Source organism: Phytobacter cepae, assembly GCF_054165735.1.
Genome location: NZ_CM135107.1, coordinates 2,378,239 through 2,401,465, shown reverse-complemented (window position 1 = coordinate 2,401,465; position 23,227 = coordinate 2,378,239). Strand labels below are relative to the sequence as shown.

Here is a 23,227-nt window from a genome sequence, read left to right as displayed (position 1 = left end):
GCCAGTATCGCAAAGTTTGCTACGTTTATCGTTGGGAATTAAAGGAAGCGAATGATGAAAAAATACCGACTCAGTGATGAGCGCCGTGCATTCAGCTATCAGCTTAGCGGCGAAAAGCAGACCGTAACCTTACGCCAGATCGTTGCCGAAGTGGATTTTAGTGATGTTACCGCCGGGACAATGGGCGGCTGGGTGGATGATGAAAGCGTCTTATCGCAAACCGGTGACTGCTGGATTTATGACGTTAACAGCATGGTTTTTGCGGGCAGCCGTATCCGCGATGACGCCCGCATCACACAGCCCTGTGTGATTTGCCACGACGTCATCATTGAACATCATGCCTGGGTAGACGGTGCGCAGATCAGCCATGGTGCCGTAATAAGTGACAACGTCATTGTTCAACTTGCCACTGTACGTGGCCATTGTCATCTCTTCGGTGATGCGCGCATTCTGCATGGGTGTGAAATCATCGCCGCTAAAGGATTAACGCCCGACAACGAACAAATCCTGCAAATTTATGACCGGGCAACCCTGACCCGCAGTCGCGTTGTGCATCAGGCGCAGGTGTATGGCGATGCGATACTGCATTACGCCTTTGTGGAGCACCGTGCCGAAATCTTTGATTTCGCCATTCTTGAAGGTAATGAGCTGAACGATGTCTGGGTGTGCGATTGTGCCAAAGTTTACGGAAGCGCAAGAGTCATGGCAGGTCGGGAAGAGGATGCCATCCCCACTCTACGCTACAGCGCCCAGGTGGCAGAACATGCGCAGGTGGAGGGCAATGTTGTTCTCAAGCATCACGTGCTGGTCGGTGGCCATGCCAGGCTGGCAGGCGGCCCCATACTGCTGGATGAAGATGTGGTCATTCAGGGAAATGCGCAAATTCGTGGCAATGTGATTCTCGAACATCATATTGAAGTGACTGATGACGCTTGCATTGTGGCGCTGGAAGGTGACACGATTTTGTTACGCGGAAGAAAGGTGATAAACGGCGCGCAGCACATCACCCGCACGCCGGTTGCTGGTCTATTTTGATGGGGGAGTGACAATGCGGCCATAAATATTCTGGTCGTGATACTCACCGTTCAAAAATTCTGCCTGCCGCAGACAGCCCTCAAGTATGAAGCCGTTACGCAGCGCAACCCGGTTGCTGGCGATATTCGCCGCCCGGCACTTAATCACAAAACGTCGAACGTCGCCACGTTGGGCATAAAACGCAATAAACGCCTGTAACGACGCTGACAGGATCCCCTGCCCCTGACAATCCTGATCAAGCCAGTAGCCGATGTAACCGGTTTTATTCGTCGGCTCAATGGAGTTAAAGGAGAGCACGCCGACCAGGACGTTGTCTTTGAGGATAACAAACATTTTGGCGTAGCCACGCTGATGCAGCAGCATGTTGCTCTGCGCGGTCTGGCGGCTCTGCTCTACGGAGGTCACGTACTGAGGCCAATCAAGAAAATGCTGAAGCCACTCTTTATTCTTGATAATCAATTGGTGCAGATCGTGAACAAAACGTTCGTCGATAGCCTGTAACTCAATATGCTCGTCGACCACGATTAAACTGTCGGTCAGTGTCATTAACTCTCCGTGGATCAGCCCCTCCCTTATTCAAGGGAGGGGAAAGGTTTAGCGCATAATACGATCGTCGACGTAATTGCGCTTGTCCGCCGCCGGCGGGAAGTAGTGATAAAGCCAGGTTTCGCTGATCGCTTCACCCTGACAGCGCAGGAACATCCGCATATCCACCGTGTCGGTAGAATCAGAGGTCGGGTACCAGTCAAACTGGATGCGATAACCGTCAAACGGCTCTACGTAAAGGATCTCAATCTGCTTCGCTTCGCCGCTTGAGAGGGTTATGACCGGCTCAATCCCGCGCGGCGCCGCCCCTTTCAGATCGCCGCCAACGAAATCGATGGCGAAGCGGCGCGCCCATTTCTGCGGATAATGTTCGCCCGGCGCCCATCCTTCCGGGAACCCACCCATGCCGGTACGGGTCGCATAAACCCGGGACAACGGTGAACGAACCGGCGGCATTGCGCTCCAGTATAAACGGTACTGGAAGGTTAAATCGTCGCCTGCCTTTATCGGTTTTTCCGGCTGCCAGAAGCAGACAATATTATCCAGCGTCTCGCCGGTCGTCGGGATTTCCATCAGCCCGACGGCACCTTTGCCCCATTTGTTACGGGGTTCCACCCACAGGCTCGGGCGCTTGTTGTACCAGCCCATGATGTCCTGGTAGTGGGTGAAATCACGGTCAAGCTGCAGCAGGCCAAAGCCTTTCGGGTTGTTGTCCTGATAGGCATTAAACTGCAACTTCTGCGGGTTATTCAGCGGGCGACAAATCCACTCGCCATTGCCGCGCCACATCGCCAGACGATCCGAGTCGTGGATCTGCGGGTGGATCGTGTCACAGACACGCCGCTCGTTATTGCCACAGCTGAACATACTGGTCATTGGGGCAATACCCAGCTGTTTGATGTCTTTGCGGGCGTAGAGGTGGTTATCCACCTCCATAATCACCTGGCTCTTCTCGCAGTGAATGACAAATTTGTACGCCCCGGTCAGGCTCGGGCTGTCCAGCAGCGTGTAGACCGTGAAGGTGGTGTCCGTATCCTTCGCCGTTTCAAACCAGAAAGAGGTAAAATCCGGGAACTCTTCAGGCGTGTCAGTGAAGGTGTCGATCGCCACGCCACGGGCAGAAAGGCCATACTGATAGGTGCTGTCTACGGCGCGGAAGTAGCTGGCTCCCAGGAAAGAGACGATGTCGCGACGCGCAAGCTCAGGGGCTTTAAACGCACGGAAACCGGCGAAGCCAAGATCGCTTTGCCCTTCGAGTTGCTTCGTATCCACACCCGCATCGTGATAATTAAATAACTCCGGGCGGAAGTGAATTTCACGTGCCTGGTGGCTGGCCGGGTCCAGAGAGAACATCCGCACGCGACGACGGAAGCCCATCCCCACATGGAAAAATTGCACATCCAGTTGACGCCCTTCGACATTGTTCCACAGCGAATGTGCTGCATCGTACTGGATGCTGTTATAAGCCTGCGGCGTCAGGTTCGCGAGGGTATCCGGCAGCGGACGTGGTGCCCCGCCCCAGGGCTGCTGCGCCAGATCATGTGCCATGGACTGCAACACGGAAAAATCGAAACGACGACTCTGACCATCGGCAATACCAGAATCGGCTGCAAAGGCAGCGCGCGAAAAGAGTGAGGCAACGCCGGTTGTTCCGCACGCTGCAGCCAGCGCCATTGATGCTTTAATAAAACGTCTGCGATTCATGCCCTGGAAGATATCCTTTTGGTCGTGAGATAACATTTCGCGCAACAGCGAAACAGCGACAAAACCTGAACTTTTATGAGCGCCCACTGTAGACAAATTCGGTTAAGAATCCAATTGTTGGGCGTCGATAATCTGCACAAAGTGGGAAATATTTTTGTCGATGGGAAGAGGCTGAATCGAAGGTAAAGTTAGGTATAAAAAGACCCCAACCGGACATCGAACGGCAGGGGTCACAAAATTAAGGCCTGTTATTTTGCGCTGACACTTACATCAATACCGGGGAAATACTTCTCCGCCAGGGTCTTGATGGTGCCATCAGCACGTACTTTATCAATCGCCGCATCAAGCTGCTTTTTGGTTGCCTCATCACCTTTACGCAGCCCAAAACCAATCCCGCTGCCGAGGATGGTATCGTCAGAGACCGGTTTGCCAATAAAGCCAAACCCTTTGCCCTGCGGCTTGCTGAGGAAACCTGCCTGCCCCGCAGCAGACATCACCAGTGAGGCATCAATACGGCCATTAAGCAGGTCGCTCCATGCCATATTCTGATCTTTATACGACACCACGGTGACACCGTGTTTTTCCCAGTGCTCTTTTGCATATGTTTCCTGAATAGAGCCCTGTAATACCCCGATTGTTTTGCCTTTCAGCCCTTCCGCAGTCGCCTCCATGCCGTCACCGGCTTTGCCCACAAGCTGAGACGGGATACGGTAGATGGGTTGCGTAAAATCGATGCTTTCACGCCGTTTTTCGGTGATATTCATCGCCGAGTTGATGGCATCATATTTTTTGGCTGTCAGCCCCGGAATCAGGGCATCGAATGACGTCTCTACCCAGCTACATTTGAGCTCGGCGGCTTTACAAATGGCATTCCCGAGGTCGATATCAAAACCTTCAAGCTCACCGGACGCATTGCGGCTTTCAAACGGGGGATACTCCGCCTCCAGACCATAACGCAGTTGCGTGGCGGCGAAGGATGATAATGAGCAAAGCATGCCCATGCCCAGACAGAGTGCTTTCAGTTTCACAATAAACGCTCCTTAGCGTGGCTTAACACGACACAGGGCCTGCGCGCCTGCTCTTAAAGTGGCCTCATCTTTGGCAAAAGAGAGACGTATCAATTTGTTATCAGTGCCATCGGTATAAAACGCCGACAACGGAATGGTGGCCACGCCGTAATCAGTGATCAGTCTTTTCACCATCTCGCTGTCGCATTCATCGCTGAAATGGCTGTAATCCGCCAACAGGAAGAACGAGCCTGCACTAGGTAACAAGCGGAACGGAGAGTCCGCTAGCAGGGTTTGCATGACATCGCGCTTACGTTGGTAAAACGCGGCCAGCGACAGCCAGGTCTGGGCATCATTCATGTGCTCTGCAAAAGCGTACTGCATCGGCGTATCCGCGGAAAACATTAAAAACTGATGGACCTTAACGATCTCATCCATCAGCGCTGCAGGGGCGACGCAGTAGCCCACGCGCCAGCCGGTGACGTGATAGGTCTTACCAAAAGAGGAGACAATCACGCTGCGTTCGGCAAGCTGCGGGTGGGTTGCCATGCCATGATGGGGCTGCCCGTCAAACACCACATGCTCATACACTTCATCGGACAAAATCACGATGTCTGTGTGACGGGTGATTTGCGCCAGTTGGGCTAAGTCACTGGCGGAGAAGACCTGCCCACTCGGGTTGTGCGGCGTATTGATGATGATCATACGCGTGCGCGGGGTAATGGCTGCACGGACTTCATCCCAGTTAACGGCAAAGTCCGGTACCGTCAGCTTGATGGCTACCGGGGTTGCCCCCTGTAACCTCACAATGGGGGCATAGCTGTCAAAGGAGGGTTCGAAATAGATGACTTCGTCACCGGGGTGCACCAGGCCGCCTATCGCCGAATAGAGTCCCTGGCTGGCGCTGGCGGTCACCAGCACTTCGTTATCCACGTCATAGTCGGCACCGTAAAGTTCAGCGATTTTCTGCGCAATCTTCACTTTAAGCGGACGCAGGCCGGTCATGGGCGCGTACTGATTATGATCGGCCTCCATGGCGCGCGTCACGGCAGCAACCAGCTGCGGATCGCAGGGGAAATTGGGGGCACCCTGAGAAAGGTTGATGGCATTATGTTGTGCGGAAAGTTGCCCAATTACGGTAAAGATAGTGGTGCCTACATCAGGTAATTTGGAACGCGAGGTCACCGGGGTACGCAAAGTCATGCTTTTTCCTTTCTCGATAAAAGTGCATAACCATTCAAACCAAAAGTCCATTGAGTGGACAAGCGAATTGTTGTCATAATAGCCATGACGAAAACGCATACCGGAGCCAGCATGTCCCCTCGCACCCTGCCCCTGAACGCTATTGATGCCTTTCTGGTTACCGCCAGACACCTGAATCTGACCCATGCTGCGAAGGAGCTCTGTCTGACTCAGGGTGCAGTAAGCCGTAAGATTGCCAGTCTTGAAGCCTGGTTTGGTTTTTCGTTATTTGAACGTCATGCCCGTGGGCTGCGGTTATCGCCACAGGGCAGTGCGCTGCTACCCGAACTGCGATCTGCCTTTGAGCATTTGCTGACCGTTGCCGGCCAGGCACGAGCGCAACAAACGGTCGTGCGCCTGAAAGCCCCCACCTGTGCGATGCGCTGGCTGGTGCCCCGCCTGCTTCATCTGGAGCGGGCGTTCCCGGAGGTTGAAATCGCGCTGACCACAACCACCGATCACGGCGTCAATTTTAAAACCGAGCCCTTTGACGCTGCCATCGTCTTTGGTACCCATTTCAGCGCCGGCGATCTGCTCTTTGATGAAGCCCTGACGCCGGTCATCGGCAGCATGTTTGCCGGAACCACATCGTTCGATGGTGTCACTCTCCTGCACCCCACCCGGGACAAGACTGACTGGTCCTTGTGGCTGGCAAAACAGGATGAGGTGCAGTTTGTTATGAAAAAAAATCAACACTTCGACACCATGGATTTAGCGATAACCGCCGCGATTCAGGGGCTGGGGATGGCAATGGCTGACGAGACGCTGGTGGCGGAGGATATCCGCGCAGGACGGCTACTCAGGCCGTGGCAACAGAGCGTAAAAACAGGCGCGAGCTACCGCCTGGTGATGCGGGAATCAGGCCACAATGCCGCCGTGCTGGCAGCATTTCGTCGCGGCCTGCTCACGCCTTAGTCGAGCTTCACATGGTGGCGCATGACCCGTTTGAAGAGGCTCAGACGCGCCCGCATGAAACGATTAACCATGCGAAATCCTGCATGTTTATTCAGTCCTATGCGCAGCAATCTGTCGTTACCCCGGATGCTGGCTTGCCACGGCACCGGCCCGTCAAGGCATGGGGAAGGGTTGCTGGCCTGATGCGCAAAACGCACCCAGTAATCGGCCACCTGGGCGGCAAATGCCCTGTCCCGCTCGTTTACATACTGTCGCGCAGGTTCTGTTAACAGCAGGTTGTCGAACACATAGGGCACCTCATTGCCGTGCCAGGCGCCGTTGATATAGGTGTCGTGCTCAGCCTCGGCCACATAATCGAACCAGTATCGCCAGCACGGTTGCCCGACACGCTGCTGCGCCTGCATCACGACCAGACCTAAGGTCGTAAACGCCATATCGCGACACACCTGCCGCCCCAGTTCAAGATCCCCTTTCACACCACGATAAAGCAGTTTGATGATGCCGAGCCCCAGCCGCTGTTCCCGACGCAGCTTGTCTACCTCTCCGGCGAGATCGACACCGAACTCCGCCATCACACTGGCTTCATCGCTGTTTGATCCGACGATCACCGGCATAGCGTGCTGACGACCCGCGAAAAAGACCTCCATCATCGGCTCCGGCAATACGCGATCGCCTGCGATCGGCGCAGGCGCAATTTTCAGCGGCGAGCCGAGCGGCCAGAACGCCTCGGCGGGAAGAGAACGCAGCTCCTCCGCCGTGGCATTCTCCAGACCCAGATGGCGGCCTGTGGCGACCCCTTTTTCCAGCGCCGTGGCCAGCGGCGTATCCGGCAGCGTGTAGCTGCTCTGAATAATGCCTTTATGAAACAAACCTTTTGCCAACGGTGACGCCATCAGGGACATCACGCTACGTCCGCCCGCCGATTCACCAAACAGCGTCACGTTACCGGCATCACCGCCAAAGGCGGCAATATTGTCCTGCACCCACTGCAGGGCCGCAATCTGGTCCAGCAGACCAAAATTGCAGACCGCATCGCCCTCTTCACCTTGCAGCGCGGGATGGGCGAAGAAACCCAAATGACCGAGGCGGTAATTGAACGTCACCACAACCACGTTGCGTCCGGCCAGCGCTTTACCGTCATAGGGCGGCAGGTCGCCTGCCCCCATGGTAAATGCCCCTCCGTGGATCCATACCATTACCGGTAGCGGCCCGGTGCGGTTTATGGGGGACCAGATATTCAGATAAAGACAATCTTCCGATAAGCGGCCGGGATCGCCGCCCGCAAGTTGCGTACAAATCTCGCGGTTCTGCCAGCTTGAGGCGCCAAAGGTGTCGGCAACGCGAATCCCCGTCCAGGCTTCAGCCCGTTGAGGTGAGCGCCAGCGCAATGCGCCGACGGGTGGCCTGGCATAAGGCAGGCCACGCCAGACGTAACAGCCGCCGTCAGTGACACCCACAACAGTGCCCTGACGGGTTTCGGCGAGTGGCGCGCAAGGGTTTTCCATAACAACATCCTGTTGATGAACACCTGAGCAGAGTACCGTTTTTACAACAGACCGCAACGTCGTTTGCTCCGCTCCTCAGCCTGTTGGTACAGCACGAACTCGTCCAGCACCTCACACCCCAGCGCGGTCTCGAATTGCGTTTTACTGGCGTTGCCGTGGTTTCGCGGCTGGGTTTCATTGCCCAGGTTCGACTGGAAAATACCGGCCGCACTCACCGGGAGAAAATCTTCATAGATAATGGGCTGCGCGCTTACCCAACCGCGTTCAATCAGCGGCTGGGGATCATCACCCGGACGAATCGCATGACGATGAGCTTCACCGGCAGGCGTCAGACGGTAACGAAACCAGGCCAGCTGCTGGTGGCGCAACAGCATTTCGCTGTCCGGGAAAGGTTTAAATACCGCCTGTAAATGATGTTGATGCGTCAGATTGTCTTTACCGGTTCCGGCCTCTGCCAGCAGCCTGTCGTACAAGGCACGTCCTTTTGGCGTCAGCGCAATGCCGCGCTGCTCAATCTCGCCAAAGCGTGCGGTATGGGTTCCGGTATGTTCACCTTTGAACTGCACCGGTTCATCCAGCGCTTTAAAGCTGGTCTGGCGCAGCAGTATGGGCACGTCACGACGCGGCGGGCCCTCAATCAGAATTTTAGGTTCAATGCCATACTCTGCCATCAGCGACTGCACCCGATCGATATCCAGCGTTCGCGGCGTCAGATGATTGATGTGACAGCCAGGGAAACAGACCACGTCCGCGACCAGACGATGCTCATTGTGCAACGCATGATACGTCTCTTCATCCACCGTGGCCTGCCGATGCCAACGGAAGGTTTCCAGTGCTTCACGCACAAAATCCGCAGCCTGTTGCTCGTTAAACGCCCCCTCCCGCTCCCACAACGCAATCAGCGCGCGGCAGGCCGGGGTGAAGATATCCCGTTTGCGCAAAATAGCCGCAGCTCTCTCCCTGAGCGGTTCGTCCGCAATCAGTTCAAGGCGCAACAGAGAGGTAAAAATGCGGAACGGATTACGCGCCAGCGCAGCGTCATCAACGGGCCGAAAGGCGGTTGAGTGGACCGGCACGCCGGCCTGTGAAAGATCGTAATAACTGACCGGAAACATCCCCATGATGGCGAACATCCTTCGCAACGTGGCAAGCTCTTCTGCGGTGCCCACCCTAATCGCTCCGTGACGTTCCACGTTCAGTCGCGCCAGTTCGTCGGCGTTGACAAGTTGTTCGTGCAGGCGAGGATTATTCTCCAGTACGGATAAATTCACGTCGGCTACCAGCTCCAGTAATGTGCCGTACTGGGGCACCTCCTGTTGGTACATCGCCGACATTGCCTGTGAAAAGTGTTCCCGAATATCATCAGCCGTGATGGGGTTCGCCATGTTGTTTTACCTCCGGTGTTTGTTACCTGGAGTGTAGGAAGCCCCTGGAGGCCCGTGAGGGAGAATTTACAAACTGTGATCGCGGCATTAATCAAAAAATGCCGTTATTCCGTGAAGTTGCATAACCAAAGATTATGAATAGACCCCTGAAAAGATGCGGGTAAGGTCACACTGCATACAAAATGTGTTTGTAACTTAAGAAGATTAAATGTTAAAAATATTTTGCTATCAAGTTATCAAAATTAAACAACTTTACTTGTCACAGGCATCGCTTCGTTTTAGATCATCTTATGGAAAAAAACGGTCTGTTCTCTCAGCGCATCCGCTTGCGCCATCTGCATACATTTGTCGCCGTCGCCCAGCAAGGTACCTTGGGGCGTGCGGCTGAAACCCTTAAGCTCAGTCAACCGGCGTTGTCCAAGACACTGAATGAACTGGAACAACTCACCGGCACCCGTCTTCTTGACCGTGGGCGTCTGGGGGCGCAACTGACGCTTGTCGGCGAGCAGTTTCTGACCCATGCCATTCGGGTACTTGACGCGCTTAATACCGCTGGCCAGTCCCTTAACTATCAGCCAGAGCAAAACAATGCGGTGATTCGGATTGGCGCCCTGCCCACTGCCGCGCTGGGCATTTTGCCGGAGGTCATCGGCCAGGTGCATAAACAGCAACCCGATCTCAACCTTCAGGTCGCGACTACCAATAATCCTATGCTGCTGGCCGGACTGAAATCCGGTGAACTGGACGTGGGTATCGGTCGAATGTCAGACCCGGAAATGATGAGCGGGCTGACCTACGAGATGCTGTTCCTGGAGTCGCTCAAGCTGGTGGTCCGCCCGGATCACCCGTTATTACAGACCACGATTACCCTGAGCCGGGTGCTGGAGTGGCCTGTCGTGGTGCTCCCCACCGGTACCGTGCCGCGCCAGAACGCCGAAGAGTTACTGCACAGTCATGGGTGCACGATGCCGGCTGGATGCATCGAGACCCTCTCCGCTTCGCTTTCCCGCCAGCTTACTGCAAATTTTGATTACGTCTGGTTTGTGCCCTCCGGGGCCGTGAAAAACGATCTCCGTCAGGGCTCACTGGTCGCCCTGCCGATTGTGCCTGCCGGTGTGGGCGACCCCATTGGTATTATTACCCGCGTCGATGCGCCGCTCTCTGCGGGTGTGCAATCGCTGATTAACGCCATTCGTAAAACCGTGCCGGATTGATCTCCGGCTGCGCTTTTGCGCAACAGGTAAGTAATGTGTTAATCGTGTGATAAATGTTGGTTATTGATAAACGGTTGTTGTTAAGAAGCGTACACTTAACGGTAAGCCATCCGTTGTTCGGAAAACCACATGAAATTCAAAACCGCCATTAAACCCTACCACGCCGCTGCCGGTGGTCTGGGGTCACTGGAAGCCACCACGCGTTTCGTCCTCGACAGCAAAAATGCCCTCAAAAACATGCGCAACCTGATGCGCATGAATAAAGCACGCGGCTTCGACTGCCCCGGTTGCGCCTGGGGAGACGATAATAAAAGTACCTTCAGCTTCTGTGAAAACGGCGCGAAAGCCGTGACCTGGGAAGCCACTCGCCGCCAGATCGGTGCCGAATTCTTTGCGCAACACAGCGTTGAAGCCCTGAATCGGCAGAGTGATTATTTCCTCGAATACCAGGGTCGTCTGACCGAACCGCTCTGCTATAACCCGCAAACTGACCACTACGAACCGATAAGCTGGACAGAGGCGTTTGCGATGATTGCGCAACATCTTCAGGCGATGGATAACCCGAACCAGCTGGAACTTTACACCTCGGGTCGAGCCAGTAACGAATCCTCTTATCTGTATCAACTTTTTGGCCGCATGTTGGGCACCAATAATTTCCCCGACTGTTCCAATATGTGTCACGAAGCCAGCGGCGCGGGCCTTAAACGCAGTATTGGCGTGGGTAAAGGAACGATTCACCTGAACGATTTTGATAAAGCCGATGCCATTTTCGTTTTCGGGCAAAACCCGGGGACCAATCATCCACGCATGCTGCATAGTCTGCGCCATGCCGCCGATCAGGGTGCACGGATTGTGACCTTCAATACGCTACGTGAACGTGGGCTTGAGCGTTTTGCCGATCCGCAAAAACCGCTGGAGGTGGTTACCCCCATGGCCGGGGTCATTAGCACCGATTATTACCAGCCCAACCTCGGGGGTGATATGGCCGCGGTGCGCGGCATGGCAAAAGCGCTGCTGGAGACCCAGCGTCAGAAACGGGCGAACGGTGAACCCGGCATTTTCGACGAGGCATTCATTGCCGAACACACGCAGGGTATTGATGACTGGTTTGCGCAAATCGATGCCGCCGACTGGAACACCATCGAAACGCAGTCGGGTTTACGCGAGCAGCAGCTGCGCGATGCGGCGGCAGTCTGGCAGCACGCTAAACGGGTGATTATCACCTGGGCAATGGGCATCACTCAGCACAAACATTCGCTCGATACCGTGCGCGAGATCGTTAACCTGCAACTGCTCGGTGGACATCTCGGTAAGCCGGGGGCGGGCCTGTGTCCGGTGCGAGGACACAGTAATGTGCAGGGCAATCGCACAATGGGCATAGATGAAAAGCCGCCTGCCGCGCTGCTCGACAGCCTGGCGCGCCACTTTAATTTTGAACCGCCCCGTGAGCCCGGCCATCATACCGTTGAGGCGATTCAGGCTATGCTGCGTGATGAAGTCAAGGTCCTCATCGCGTTAGGCGGCAACCTCGCGGCGGCGGCACCTGACACGCCGCTGACCTGCGAAGCCCTGACCCGCTGTGGTTTAACCGTCTACATCAGCACCAAACTTAACCGCAGTCATCTGATGCCGGGTGCAGCATCGTTGATTCTGCCGACCCTTGGGCGCACGGAAGAAGATGTGCAGGCAAGCGGTCGTCAGTATGTCACCGTTGAGGACTCTTTCAGCATGGTTCATGCCTCCGAAGGCATCGGCAAACCGCTTTGCGAAATGCAGCGTTCGGAAACGGCAATTGTGGCCGGGATTGCCCATGCCACGCTGGGCAGTGAGAAGGTAGACTGGCTGGCACTGGCCGACAATTACGACCTGATTCGCGATCATATTGCCGCGACGATCCCCGGCTTCCAGAACTTTAATGTGCGTTGTGATGAGCCGGGCGGCTTCTGGCTGGGCAACAACGCCGCGGCACTGAAATTTGCAACACCATCCGGGAAAGCAGAATTCAGTCAGGCACCGCTTCCGGTTGCTGTTTGCCCGGAAGCCGACGCGCCCTTTGTCCTGCAAACCTTGCGTTCACACGATCAGTACAACACCACCATTTACGGTCTCGACGATCGCTATCGCGGTGTCTACGGTCAGCGCGACGTACTCTTTATGCACGAAGCGGATATTCAGGCACTGGGACTAAGTGATGGCGACAGAGTCGATATCACTACGCTTTCTACCGACGGTATTGAACGCCGCGTTGAAGGATTCCGTCTGGTGGCCTACGCCATTCCGCGCGGTAACCTGGCGGCTTATTACCCGGAAACTAACCCTCTGGTTCCGCTTACCCGCTTTGGTGATGGCACCGGCACGCCTACCTCAAAATCCATCCCGGTTGTTGTGACACCGTCACGCCAGGCGGATACAATGCGTATCGCCTGATTTTGCCCCGGTTCGAAGTAGAGGGATCCCCACAAAATAATACGAGCACGGACAGTCCCCTCTCCCCGTGGGAGAGGGTTAGGGTGAGGGGAAACATGCGGCTCTGAGGGTCATGCCGTTCACCTTATGTTCCTTGCTTTTCTATCGCTCCAGAACCCGTGAACGTGCCAGGGTGGTTCACCGCCACCACCCTGGCGACCCGGGCTCCCGGCCAGGAAAATCGTTGCTGGGGAGTCCTCAGCACCGTGCATGGGCCCTTCTCAAATAATGCGATATTATTTATTAACAATTGCGTTAAACAATTTAACAGTTTTATCATGCCCATGACATTCACCAAATGGTTCGCACCCTCACTGGGATAACAACCTGAATGATCGTTTTTAGACCGAAAGGTCTGCATCATAACTATTCACCCCGACAGAGGTTATCCATTTGGTTCGTGCGTATTTATCGTACCAGAGAGGGGTTTAAAGGAGATGGACATGGCATCTGGTAACACACCGCCCAGGATAATTACGCTCCTGCGGTGGCTTCTCGCCGTTCTGATGGTCGTCATCGGACTGGCTATCAGTATTCTCGGTATCAAACTTATTACCTTCGGCGGCAGCGCATACTTTACGGTGATGGGCGTCATCATGCTCATCGCCGCGCTGTTGATCGTCAGAAATAAAACCAGCGGCCTTCTGCTTTATGCGCTGGCCTTTGTTGGCACGATCGTCTGGGCGGTAGCCGATGCGGGCTGGTCATTCTGGCCGCTGTTCTCTCGCCTGTTTACTTTTGGTGTGCTGGCCTTCCTGGCCGCGGTTGTCTGGCCGTTTATGCGTGCGCAACACCAGGCGAAACCGGTAAGCAAACCTGCCTTTGGCGTCGCCGCCGTGCTGGCTGTTTTGCTGCTGGCAAGCGCGGGTGGAATGTTCCACACCTGGAACGTCATCGCCCCCACCGAGTCAGTTTCCGTTAAGCCGGTTACCCCGGCGGATAAGCAACAGGACTGGAAGCACTGGGGCAATACCACACACGGCGATCGTTTTGCTGCGCTTGATCAAATCAATAAAGACAACATCAATAAGCTCCAAGTCGCCTGGGTTGCGCACACGGGCGACATCCCGCAAAGCAACGGTTCCGGTGCCGAAGACCAGAACACCCCGCTGCAAGTTGGCGATACGCTGTTTGTCTGTACGCCTTACAGTAAAGTGCTGGCGCTGGATGTCGATTCCGGTAAAGAGAAATGGCGTTACGATGCGAAAGCCACCGCCCCTAACTGGCAGCGCTGTCGTGGTCTCGGTTATTACGAAGAGAGCCAGACGGCAATCGCACCCGCTACCGATGCCCAACCGACTGCCTGCCCGCGTCGCCTGTTCCTGCCGACCACGGACGCGCGTCTGATTGCCATTAACGCCGATACTGGTCAACCGTGTGCAGATTTTGGTGATAACGGTACCGTTGATCTGAGCATCGGTATGGGTGACATCAAACCGGGCTACTACCAGCAAACCTCCACACCGCTTGTCGCGGGGAATGTGGTGGTGGTGGGTGGCCGTGTGGCCGATAACTTCTCCACCGGCGAACCGCCGGGCGTGGTACGTGCCTATGACGTACACACCGGGAAACTGGCATGGGCCTGGGACCTGGGTAACCCTGATCTCAAAGGGCTGCCGCCGGAAGGCCAGACCTATACGCGCGGTACACCGAACGTATGGTCAGCCATGTCTTACGACGCCAGACTGAACCTTATTTATCTCCCGACCGGTAACGCGACGCCGGACTTCTTCGCAGGTGAACGCACCGCGCTTGACGATAAGTACAGCTCTTCTATCGTTGCTGTCGATGCGACCACCGGTGATGTGCGCTGGCATTTCCAGACCACCCACCATGATTTGTGGGACTTTGACCTGCCTTCTCAACCGCTGCTGTATGACCTGCCAAACGGAAAAGGCGGTACCACGCCGGTGCTGGTTCAGACCAGTAAACAGGGCATGATCTTTATGCTCAATCGTGAGACCGGCGAGCCGGTAACGAAGGTTGAAGAGCGCCCGGTTCCGGCGGGTGATGTGCAAGGCGAACGCTATTCCCCTACCCAGCCTTACTCTGTTGGCATGCCGATGATTGGCAACGAGACGCTGAAAGAGTCGGACATGTGGGGCGCCACGCCGATTGATCTGCTGGTCTGCCGTATTGCCTTTAAAGGGATGCGTCACCAGGGCGTCTACACGCCGCCAGGCCTCGATCGTTCACTGCAATTCCCGGGTTCACTGGGCGGCATGAACTGGGGCAGCGTCTCCGTTGACCCGACCAACAACCTGATGTTTGTGAACGATATGCGTCTGGGGCTGGCGAACTATATGGTTCCGCGTGCAAACGTGGCCAAAAACGCCAGCGGCATCGAGATGGGCATCGTGCCAATGGACGGTACACCCTTTGGCGCTATGCGTGAGCGTTTCCTGTCACCGATGGGCATTCCGTGTCAAAAACCGCCGTTCGGGACGATGTCCGCTATCGACCTGACCAGCGGGAAAATGGTGTGGCAGGTGCCGGTAGGAACCGTGCAGGACACGGGGCCACTGGGGATTCGCATGCACATGCCGATTCCGATTGGTATGCCGACCCTGGGCGCCTCGCTCTCTACGCAGTCCGGTCTGTTGTTCTTTGCCGGTACGCAGGATTTCTATCTGCGTGCGTTTGATACCGCCACTGGTAAAGAAATCTGGAAGGATCGTCTGCCGGTGGGCAGCCAGTCCGGCCCGATGACCTATGTCTCGCCGAAAACCGGTAAGCAGTACATCATTATTAATGCAGGCGGCGCACGTCAGTCTCCTGACCGTGGTGATTACGTCATTGCTTACGCGCTGCCCGATAGTCAGTGATAGCGAGTCAAACGTAAAAAAGGGCCGAAAGGCCCTTTTTTATTGGCTGCCAGAACAAACCTGCCATCATGACGTCCGTATCCCCCCGGTCAAATTCCTAAACGCACTGTAAAACACATCATAAATGTTATATAAATAAACGAAAATGTTAGCCTCCTGATGTCGTCTAAGGAGAGACTAATGAAATACAGTGAGTTCAGACGCTGGTTGATTCAGCAAGGGGCAACGCTAAAAAAGCATCGTTCAGGCAGCAGCCATTTCAAAGTCTTCCTGGGCAACAGGCAATCGATCTTTCCCGATCATGGTTCAAAAGAGATGAGTGAAGGATTGCGAAAATCAATCATGAAAGACTTGGGGCTTTGAGCCTCGAGGCTAGTGAGGTACTGATATGTTTAACTTCGCGGTAAAACTGACATTTGATAACCATAGTCAGAGTTGGGACGTTTCCTGTCGTGATCTGCCGTTACTTCATTCTGTCGGAAATACGATTGAAGAGGCGTTACTCGAAGCCCAGGACGGAATCATTGCAGCAATCTCATTGGAAATGGACATGCGGCGTCCGATCCCCATCGCAAGCCCACCAGAGAAAGGTGAATATCTGGTTGGCGCACCCGTATTGGTGGCGATGAAAGCGGCGTTATACAACGCCATGATCGAGACGGGCACGCGAAAAGCTGATTTAGCGCGTCGACTTGGCGTTAATCCGCCACAGGTTGATCGCCTTTTGGATGTGGAACACTCGTCAAAAGTAGAGAAGCTTGAACTGGCGCTGGCCCAGGTGGGGCGCAAAGCCCAGATTGAAATTCTTGCGGCTTAAATTCACGCCATCCCGATGAAGTAAAAAAGGGCCTTTCGGCCCTTTTTTATTGGTGGTGTCGGCGTGTTCAGAACGTTTCCCAGTTATCCCCGCCGCCAGCGGTTGCCGGGCGTTGTGGGGTAAAGGTTTTGCCCGGGGCTGATGGCTTACGCTCAATGCGCTGCGCGCTGGAGGCGTTAACCCGGAACGTCCCGACCGCTTCGGTGAGTCGCGCCGCCTGCTCTTCCAGCGAACTGGCCGCCGCCGTGGCTTCTTCCACCAGCGAGGCGTTCTGTTGCGTCACATTATCCATTTCGGTAATCGCCTGGCTCACCTGGGTAATACCCTTGCTCTGCTCGTCAGATGCCGCGGCAATTTCCAGCATGATGTCGGTGACGCGTTTGACGGCGGTCACGATCTCATCCATGGTTTCCCCTGCCGAAACGACCTCGTTCGAACCTTTACTTATCAGATTAACGGACTCACTGATCAGCGCTTCAATCTCTTTCGCCGCCTGACCACTGCGGCTCGCCAGGTTGCGTACTTCGCTTGCCACGACGGCAAATCCACGGCCTTGCTCACCGGCACGCGCCGCTTCGACCGCGGCGTTCAGCGCCAGGATGTTGGTCTGGAAAGCAATACTGTTAATGACTGCGGTTATCTCAGAAATTTTCTTCGAGCTGGAAGTAATGTTGCTCATGGTCTGCACCACGCCGTCAACAATCTCACCGCCTTTCACCGCTTTACCGGAAGCATCACGGGCCAGGCTGCTGGCATGATGCGCATTGTCTGCGTTCTGTTTCACGGTCGCGGTAAGCTGCTCCATGCTGGCCGCAGTCTGTTCAATCGCCGCCGCCTGTTGCTCAGTGCGTGAAGAGAGATCGGTGTTACCCGCAGAAATCTCACTGGTTCCCCGGTAAATCTCATCGGCACCGTCGCGCACCGTCGACACGGTTTTAACCAGCGACTGCTGCATCACTTGTAAATCACGCGTCAGACGACCGATCTCACTGCGGCCCGCAGGCTCTTCTGCAGCAGTCAAATCCCCGGCAGCGATTTTCTCAATACGCAGCGCGGCACGCTGCAGCGGATTAATCACCACACGGCGCAAGACCATAAAGGTAATGAGCGTTAACACCAGCGCCACCGCAAAAGCGATGACCATAAACACCAGCCCCAGTTGCGTACGGGCGTGGGCATCGGCGCTCAGATGGCTGGCGCGTTCCGTACGAATTTTGATGGCTTTCAGCAGGACTTCGTTATAGGACGCGTCCTGTATGCGCGCTTTCTCATTTTCATGATTGATGATGGCTTCAAACATGCCGTTTTTGGCATATTTCAGCATGGGCTGCATACCATCAATATAGGCAGTAAAGCGCGTGGTCAGCTCAGCATCCAGCGCCGTGTCTTCCGGCGTTTTTACTGCGCGATCCATATAATCTTTAAAGCCCTGTTTGGACTGCTCGATACGTTTTTCCGCATCCGCAATATTCTTTTTCATCTCTTCCATTTCGGCGATGCGGCTGGCCGCCCCGGCATGGATCAAGCTAATACGTGCGATGCGTAAGTTATTGGAGCTGTTAGATAACCCCATGCGGACCTGCATTTCCTGAGTCAAATCCTGCTGATCGGTATCCGCCTGGACCAGAAAGTATCCTGCCAACCCCGAACTCAACGCAAACAACAACAAAATGCCACTTAAAATTGCTGCAAACAGGGGAACCAACCGAATATTGTGCAAAAATCCAATGCCTTGCGTTCTGAGCATCGCTGCTGTTTTATCCATGGCTATCGACTCTCTTATAGTAAGAAGCGTAAAACACGCCTGTAAGATCGGTATCGGCAATTGTGGGAGTTTTGTTACAGCGAAAAACGTCAGGCAGGTCACAGATTGGAACATTGAAACGCCAGCGGCGAAAACCGCTGGCGCTTGAATCAGTTATCGCCGAAATGGATAACGGTACGAATGGATTTTCCTTCATGCATCAGGTCGAAGGCTTCGTTGATGTTTTCAAGCGGCAAACGGTGAGTAATGAACGGATCCAGGTCAATTTTGCCCGCCATTGCATCTTCAACCATGCCCGGCAACTGAGTACGGCCTTTCACGCCACCGAAGGCAGAGCCGCGCCACACACGGCCAGTCACCAGCTGGAACGGACGGGTTTTGATCTCCTGACCTGCACCTGCGACCCCGATGATAACGCTCTCGCCCCAGCCTTTATGGCAGCACTCAAGCGCAGCGCGCATGACATTTACATTACCGATGCACTCAAAGCTGAAGTCCACGCCGCCGTCGGTCAGTTCAACAATCACGTCCTGTACCGGTTTTTCGTGATCTTTCGGGTTCACGAAATCGGTCGCCCCCATTTCACCCGCCAGCTTGAATTTCTCCGGGTTGGTGTCGACCGCAATAATACGGCCCGCTTTCGCCTGGACTGCGCCCTGGATAACGGCCAGACCGATACCGCCGAGGCCGAACACCGCCACGGTATCCCCCTCTTTTACTTTCGCAGTGTTATGCACCGCACCAATCCCGGTGGTTACACCGCAGCCCAGCAGGCACACTTTGTCCAGCGGCGCCTGCGGATTCACTTTCGCCAGTGAAATTTCTGCGACCACGGTATATTCGCTGAAGGTACTGGTCCCCATGTAGTGATAAATCGGTTCGCCGTTATAGGAGAAGCGGGTGGTGCCGTCTGGCATCAGGCCTTTACCCTGCGTGGCGCGAACGGCCTGGCAGAGGTTGGTCTTGCCGGATTTACAGAACTTACATTCACGACATTCAGCGGTGTACAGCGGAATAACGTGATCGCCCACGCTCAGACTGGTGACGCCTTCACCCACTTCCACCACGACGCCGCCACCTTCATGGCCAAGTACCGCCGGGAAGACGCCTTCCGGATCGTCACCGGATAAGGTAAAGGCATCGGTGTGACACACGCCGGTATGGGTGATGCGAACCAGCACTTCGCCTTTTTTTGGCGGCGCGACATCGATCTCAACAATTTTGAGCGGTTGACCCGGCCCGAAAGCCACTGCAGCACGTGATTTCATCAGACGTTTCCTTTTTATGTGTACGTAAGTTTATTTTAGATAAGAGCGCAAAAGATGACCGACTTCTGCCATGCGCAGCGCGCGCTGTTCGGGTGTGGTATCCCCCGCGACCAGCTCATCTTTTAAGTGGATTTCAACCATCTCCCCCATCAGACCGTTTGACGCTCCGCGAACGGCGGCGATCTGCTGCAAAATGGCGATGCAGGGCTCACCGTTTTCCAGCGCCCGTTCTAGCGCGTCGACTTGCCCACGAATGCGGCGCACGCGGGTGAGAATGCGTTTTTTATCTTCAGGTGAATGTGGCATTTTTGCTCCCTCTGATACTATAGAGGGGTATGGTACATGAAACACTTATCTGTTGTAAAAGAAGAACGTACATTGAGGGGAAAAATGTGTCGTTAGTAACGCACCGTCAGCAGATCTGCGAAACGCGTCGTGTATCGAGGCGAAAGTATCTCTCTTTTCATCTGCCACGGCTGCTGAATGCCCTGTCCGGCAAAGTAGAGGGTCCCTTTTCCTCTCTTTTCATTGAGCGTATCCAGCAGCAGCATCAGCGCCTCGCTGTTTGGTCGCGGCGCGCTCTCATCAAATAAGTTGAACTGTGCGACACCATGGCTGAAAAAATCGCCGAGCATCACCCCGGCTTTCTGATATCGATGCCCTTCCCGCCAGATATTATCCAGGCAGCGCGTTGCCGCCTGGATAATATCGCGCGTGTCCTGGGTCGGCGTCAGCAGTGGTAAGGCAACACTGTTACCGTAATAAGGTTCATTGGGCGCGAAGGGGGAGGTTTTGACAAACGCGGAGACAAACCGGCAATACTGGCGCTCCTTCCGCAATTTTTCGGCAGCGCGCGTGGCATGGGAACAGATAGCCTCGCGCATATCTTCGTAATTCGACACACGATCGCCGAAGCTGCGACTACACACAATCTCTTGCTTATGGGGTATAAACTCTTCCATTTCCAGGCAAGGTTCGCCGCGCAGTTCGCGAATCGTCCTTTCCAGTACCACGTTGAAATGCTTTCTGATGACCCATGTGGATTGCTCGGAGAGATCCAGCGCCGTCTTTATCCCCATTGCATTCAGTTTTTTGGTGATGCGCCGCCCCACTCCCCAAACCTCTTCGACCGGGGTCAGGGCCATCAGCCTTCGCTGACGATCCACGTTCGACAGATCAACGACTCCCCCCGTCTGACGCAGCCACTTTTTGGCTGCATGATTGGCGAGTTTCGCCAGCGTCTTGGTCGGCGCAATGCCGACGCCAATCTGCAAATGCGTTCGTTTCAGCACGGTATCGCGGATTTCCAGGCCAAATTCATGGAGGACCCGGCAGTTACGCACGCCGGTCAGGTCACAGAAGGCTTCGTCGATGGAATAAATCTCTACGCGCGGCACCATCTCTTCCAGGGTCGTCATCACCCGATGGCTCATATCGGCGTAGAGTTCATAATTGCTGGAAAAAGCGACAACGTTATGCTGCCTGAAGGCCTCTTTTTGTTTGAAGTACGGTGCGCCCATGGTGATGAAGGGTTTGGCTTCTGCACTGCGCGCAATGACGCAGCCATCGTTATTTGATAGCACCACGACCGGGCGCCCTTTTAAATCGGGCCGGAATACCGTCTCGCACGACGCGTAAAAGGCGTTCACATCGCATAAGGCGAACATATCAGCGCGTCGCTTTAACGATAAAGGTTACAACCCCAAAAATGTCGAGCGTCTCTTCGTTGCTGATAATAATGGGTGAGTAGGCGCTGTTCATGGGATTAAGCTGGATGCGGGGGCGGAGCTGGAGCGTTTTGACAGTAAATTCGCCATCGACGGCGGCAATAACGATATCGCCATGTTCGCCGGTGCGGGCGCTGTCGACAATCAGCAGGTCACCATCGGAAATGCCGGCGTCCGTCATGCTGTCGCCTGCGGCTTTAACAAAGTACGTTGAAGAAGGGTGTTGAATCAGTAAGGCGTTTAAATCAATGCGTTGTTCGACATAATCGGCTGCCGGAGACGGAAAACCGCACTGAACAAGATCGCTAAAAAGCGGAATAGCGGTTACCACACGTAGCTCCGCGGGTTTGAAAAATTCCATACATCACCTCCTGAATTAATTACTGTTTTTATATACAGTAGTTTTGTCAGTCGCGATGATCAAGATACCGCTGCGCTTGTTATTGAACACAAAACCCCCGTTTTGCCTTAAAGCATTGCCTGATGAGGAGCTTAGGTGAAGTGTAAATTTTGCCGGAATACGTTTAATTGCTTATTTCATGGGCAAAGAGGAGGAGACCGCGCTTGATGCTGTATGTATTTACAGTATACTCGTATCAGGTTTTTTATCTGGGTCTGGAGACGGTTATGTTCGTGGAACTGGTTTACGATAAACGCAATTTTGCAGGATTGCCTGGCGCACAAGAGCGCATTTTAGCCGAATTAACAAAACGTATCGGCCGCATTTTCCCGGATGCAGAGGTTCGCGTGAAGCCGATGGTGACGCTGCCGTCGATTAACACCGATGCCAGCAAACATGAGAAAGAGCAGATCAGCCGCGCAGTGCAGGAAATGTTTGAAGAGGCCGATATGTGGCTGGCGGTGGATGAGTAAAACGAGTTGGGCGTGCGCAGGTAAAAAGATCGGACGCCCGATATCAAATGGGTTTAGCAGTAAACGCTAGATTTTGAAAACCAACGTAGCAACTTTGATTCGCTCATAGACCTCAGTGGAGGGTGGAGCCGGGAGCTTCGCGTGTTCAATCGCTGATTTCACCACATGGCAAAAACCCGGATCACCGTTGACAGCTTGAACGTCGTTTAGCGAACCATTTGGATTCAGCTTAATGTCCAGACTGCATGTTTTCCCTTTCCACACATCAAGGTCATTTATTTCACGTTCAATAGCATTTCTTATCTGACCCGCATATCTCATGAGTTCCGCATTTGGGCTTTGTTCAGAAATGCCCTCAAGTAAGTCATCCACCTCTTTATTTTTTGGATGATGATTTGCTTGTGTACACCCTGCCAGCGATAACGCCGCAAAAGCCAGTAATAACACCCCACATTTATAACCCGCTCTGGCATAAATAGTTGTTATCATTATTTTGCTTTACCTTCTGTTTCTGTCATGACGTTAAAAGATACATGCCCCTGATGAACCCCAGGTTTTCCGGGTTCGAATTTGCAACGATTGACTGTCCGTTCAACCTCTTTTAAAAAAACCTCATCCCCTTTAAGTGACGTTGAGTAGACCTCTCCTTTCGCATTGACCCATGCCTGATATTCCACTGTACCTGAAATACGTAGTGCACTCGCTTTAGCAGGCATCACCGGTTGGGGGCAATTGAGGAGAACGGGTTTTTGCTCACTCGCTATCGCGGTTCCGGCAAAAAGCATGGTGGTGAAAAGTAATACACCTTTTTTCATAAACGGATCCCTCTCGTTATTTTTTAAAACATTAAAACAGAACGACGGCAGACGCGTTGATCAAAACAATCCTGAAAGCGGTTCTATGTCACAATAGAAAAAATCAGCAAAAGGACGT

21 protein-coding genes are annotated in these 23,227 nt (G+C 54.3%); 8 read left to right on the top strand and 13 right to left on the bottom strand.

Going from position 1 to position 23,227, the window contains the following annotated elements:
* The first annotated feature begins 54 nt into the window (after positions 1 to 54).
* Positions 55 to 1,035, top strand: a complete 981-nt coding sequence (ydcK, locus tag ACUY4Q_RS11200) for a YdcK family protein (protein ID WP_458047320.1) — start codon at positions 55 to 57, stop codon at positions 1,033 to 1,035.
* Here the strand turns inward: ydcK and rimL are convergent.
* The 4 genes from rimL to ACUY4Q_RS11180 form a co-directional block, all read right to left on the bottom strand.
* Positions 1,027 to 1,581, bottom strand: coding sequence for a 50S ribosomal protein L7/L12-serine acetyltransferase (gene rimL / locus ACUY4Q_RS11195; protein ID WP_458047085.1), 555 nt, complete (start codon positions 1,579 to 1,581; stop codon positions 1,027 to 1,029). The two genes, ydcK and rimL, sit on opposite strands and share 9 nt — an antisense overlap.
* Positions 1,582 to 1,629: 48 nt before the next feature.
* The gene (locus ACUY4Q_RS11190; RefSeq protein WP_458047084.1) at positions 1,630 to 3,285 is read right to left on the bottom strand and encodes a glucan biosynthesis protein D; all 1,656 of its coding nucleotides are present in this window, start codon (positions 3,283 to 3,285) and stop codon (positions 1,630 to 1,632) included.
* Between the two features lie 248 nt (positions 3,286 to 3,533).
* The gene (locus tag ACUY4Q_RS11185; protein ID WP_458047083.1) at positions 3,534 to 4,313 is read right to left on the bottom strand and encodes a transporter substrate-binding domain-containing protein; all 780 of its coding nucleotides are present in this window, start codon (positions 4,311 to 4,313) and stop codon (positions 3,534 to 3,536) included.
* A gap of 12 nt (positions 4,314 to 4,325) precedes the next feature.
* Positions 4,326 to 5,495, bottom strand: coding sequence for a methionine aminotransferase (locus ACUY4Q_RS11180; RefSeq protein WP_458047082.1), 1,170 nt, complete (start codon positions 5,493 to 5,495; stop codon positions 4,326 to 4,328).
* Between the two features lie 111 nt (positions 5,496 to 5,606).
* Here ACUY4Q_RS11180 and ACUY4Q_RS11175 point away from each other — a divergent pair, with 111 nt between their 5' ends.
* The gene (locus ACUY4Q_RS11175) at positions 5,607 to 6,449 is read left to right on the top strand and encodes a LysR family transcriptional regulator (protein WP_458047081.1); all 843 of its coding nucleotides are present in this window, start codon (positions 5,607 to 5,609) and stop codon (positions 6,447 to 6,449) included.
* On the opposite strand, the gene ACUY4Q_RS11170 is transcribed toward ACUY4Q_RS11175, so the two are convergent.
* Positions 6,446 to 7,954: a carboxylesterase/lipase family protein gene (locus ACUY4Q_RS11170; RefSeq protein WP_458047080.1), complete on the bottom strand. Its 1,509-nt coding sequence runs from the start codon at positions 7,952 to 7,954 to the stop codon at positions 6,446 to 6,448. The genes ACUY4Q_RS11175 and ACUY4Q_RS11170 overlap by 4 nt on opposite strands.
* A gap of 41 nt (positions 7,955 to 7,995) precedes the next feature.
* A complete protein-coding gene (gene hglS / locus ACUY4Q_RS11165) occupies positions 7,996 to 9,339 on the bottom strand; it encodes a 2-oxoadipate dioxygenase/decarboxylase HglS (RefSeq protein WP_458047079.1) in 1,344 nt (447 codons plus the stop codon).
* 290 nt (positions 9,340 to 9,629) lie between these two features.
* Between hglS and ACUY4Q_RS11160 the strand changes: the two genes are divergently transcribed.
* The 5 genes from ACUY4Q_RS11160 (at position 9,630) to ACUY4Q_RS11140 (ending at position 16,661) form a co-directional block, all read left to right on the top strand.
* Positions 9,630 to 10,553, top strand: coding sequence for a LysR substrate-binding domain-containing protein (locus ACUY4Q_RS11160; RefSeq protein ID WP_458047078.1), 924 nt, complete (start codon positions 9,630 to 9,632; stop codon positions 10,551 to 10,553).
* A gap of 129 nt (positions 10,554 to 10,682) precedes the next feature.
* Positions 10,683 to 12,980: an FdhF/YdeP family oxidoreductase gene (locus tag ACUY4Q_RS11155; RefSeq protein ID WP_458047077.1), complete on the top strand. Its 2,298-nt coding sequence runs from the start codon at positions 10,683 to 10,685 to the stop codon at positions 12,978 to 12,980.
* 482 nt (positions 12,981 to 13,462) lie between these two features.
* Positions 13,463 to 15,844, top strand: coding sequence for a membrane-bound PQQ-dependent dehydrogenase, glucose/quinate/shikimate family (locus tag ACUY4Q_RS11150; protein WP_458047076.1), 2,382 nt, complete (start codon positions 13,463 to 13,465; stop codon positions 15,842 to 15,844).
* A gap of 180 nt (positions 15,845 to 16,024) precedes the next feature.
* A complete protein-coding gene (locus tag ACUY4Q_RS11145) occupies positions 16,025 to 16,207 on the top strand; it encodes a type II toxin-antitoxin system HicA family toxin (RefSeq protein ID WP_458047075.1) in 183 nt (60 codons plus the stop codon).
* Between the two features lie 25 nt (positions 16,208 to 16,232).
* The gene (locus tag ACUY4Q_RS11140) at positions 16,233 to 16,661 is read left to right on the top strand and encodes a type II toxin-antitoxin system HicB family antitoxin (RefSeq protein WP_458047074.1); all 429 of its coding nucleotides are present in this window, start codon (positions 16,233 to 16,235) and stop codon (positions 16,659 to 16,661) included.
* 67 nt (positions 16,662 to 16,728) lie between these two features.
* Here the strand turns inward: ACUY4Q_RS11140 and ACUY4Q_RS11135 are convergent, their stop codons facing one another.
* From ACUY4Q_RS11135 to ACUY4Q_RS11115, 5 genes are all read right to left on the bottom strand, one after another.
* Positions 16,729 to 18,426 (bottom strand): methyl-accepting chemotaxis protein, encoded by a 1,698-nt coding sequence (locus ACUY4Q_RS11135; RefSeq protein ID WP_458047073.1) that lies wholly within the window; start codon positions 18,424 to 18,426, stop codon positions 16,729 to 16,731.
* A gap of 149 nt (positions 18,427 to 18,575) precedes the next feature.
* Positions 18,576 to 19,694: an S-(hydroxymethyl)glutathione dehydrogenase/class III alcohol dehydrogenase gene (locus ACUY4Q_RS11130; protein WP_458047072.1), complete on the bottom strand. Its 1,119-nt coding sequence runs from the start codon at positions 19,692 to 19,694 to the stop codon at positions 18,576 to 18,578.
* A gap of 30 nt (positions 19,695 to 19,724) precedes the next feature.
* Complete coding sequence (locus tag ACUY4Q_RS11125) at positions 19,725 to 20,000, bottom strand: metal/formaldehyde-sensitive transcriptional repressor (RefSeq protein WP_437891780.1); 276 nt, start codon at positions 19,998 to 20,000, stop codon at positions 19,725 to 19,727.
* 92 nt (positions 20,001 to 20,092) lie between these two features.
* Complete coding sequence (locus tag ACUY4Q_RS11120) at positions 20,093 to 21,361, bottom strand: Y-family DNA polymerase (protein WP_458047071.1); 1,269 nt, start codon at positions 21,359 to 21,361, stop codon at positions 20,093 to 20,095.
* A 1-nt stretch (position 21,362) separates the two neighbouring features.
* Complete coding sequence (locus ACUY4Q_RS11115) at positions 21,363 to 21,782, bottom strand: translesion error-prone DNA polymerase V autoproteolytic subunit (protein ID WP_458047070.1); 420 nt, start codon at positions 21,780 to 21,782, stop codon at positions 21,363 to 21,365.
* 266 nt (positions 21,783 to 22,048) lie between these two features.
* Here ACUY4Q_RS11115 and ACUY4Q_RS11110 point away from each other — a divergent pair, with 266 nt between their 5' ends.
* A complete protein-coding gene (locus ACUY4Q_RS11110) occupies positions 22,049 to 22,294 on the top strand; it encodes a DinI-like family protein (protein ID WP_458047069.1) in 246 nt (81 codons plus the stop codon).
* Positions 22,295 to 22,360: 66 nt separating this feature from the next.
* Here the strand turns inward: ACUY4Q_RS11110 and tolA are convergent, their stop codons facing one another.
* Positions 22,361 to 22,783: a cell envelope integrity protein TolA gene (tolA, locus tag ACUY4Q_RS11105; protein ID WP_458047068.1), complete on the bottom strand. Its 423-nt coding sequence runs from the start codon at positions 22,781 to 22,783 to the stop codon at positions 22,361 to 22,363.
* On the bottom strand, positions 22,783 to 23,109 hold the full coding sequence (locus tag ACUY4Q_RS11100; protein WP_458047067.1) for an energy transducer TonB: 327 nt from the start codon (positions 23,107 to 23,109) through the stop codon (positions 22,783 to 22,785). Before ACUY4Q_RS11100 ends, tolA begins: the two co-directional genes overlap by 1 nt.
* Positions 23,110 to 23,227: the final 118 nt, after the last annotated feature.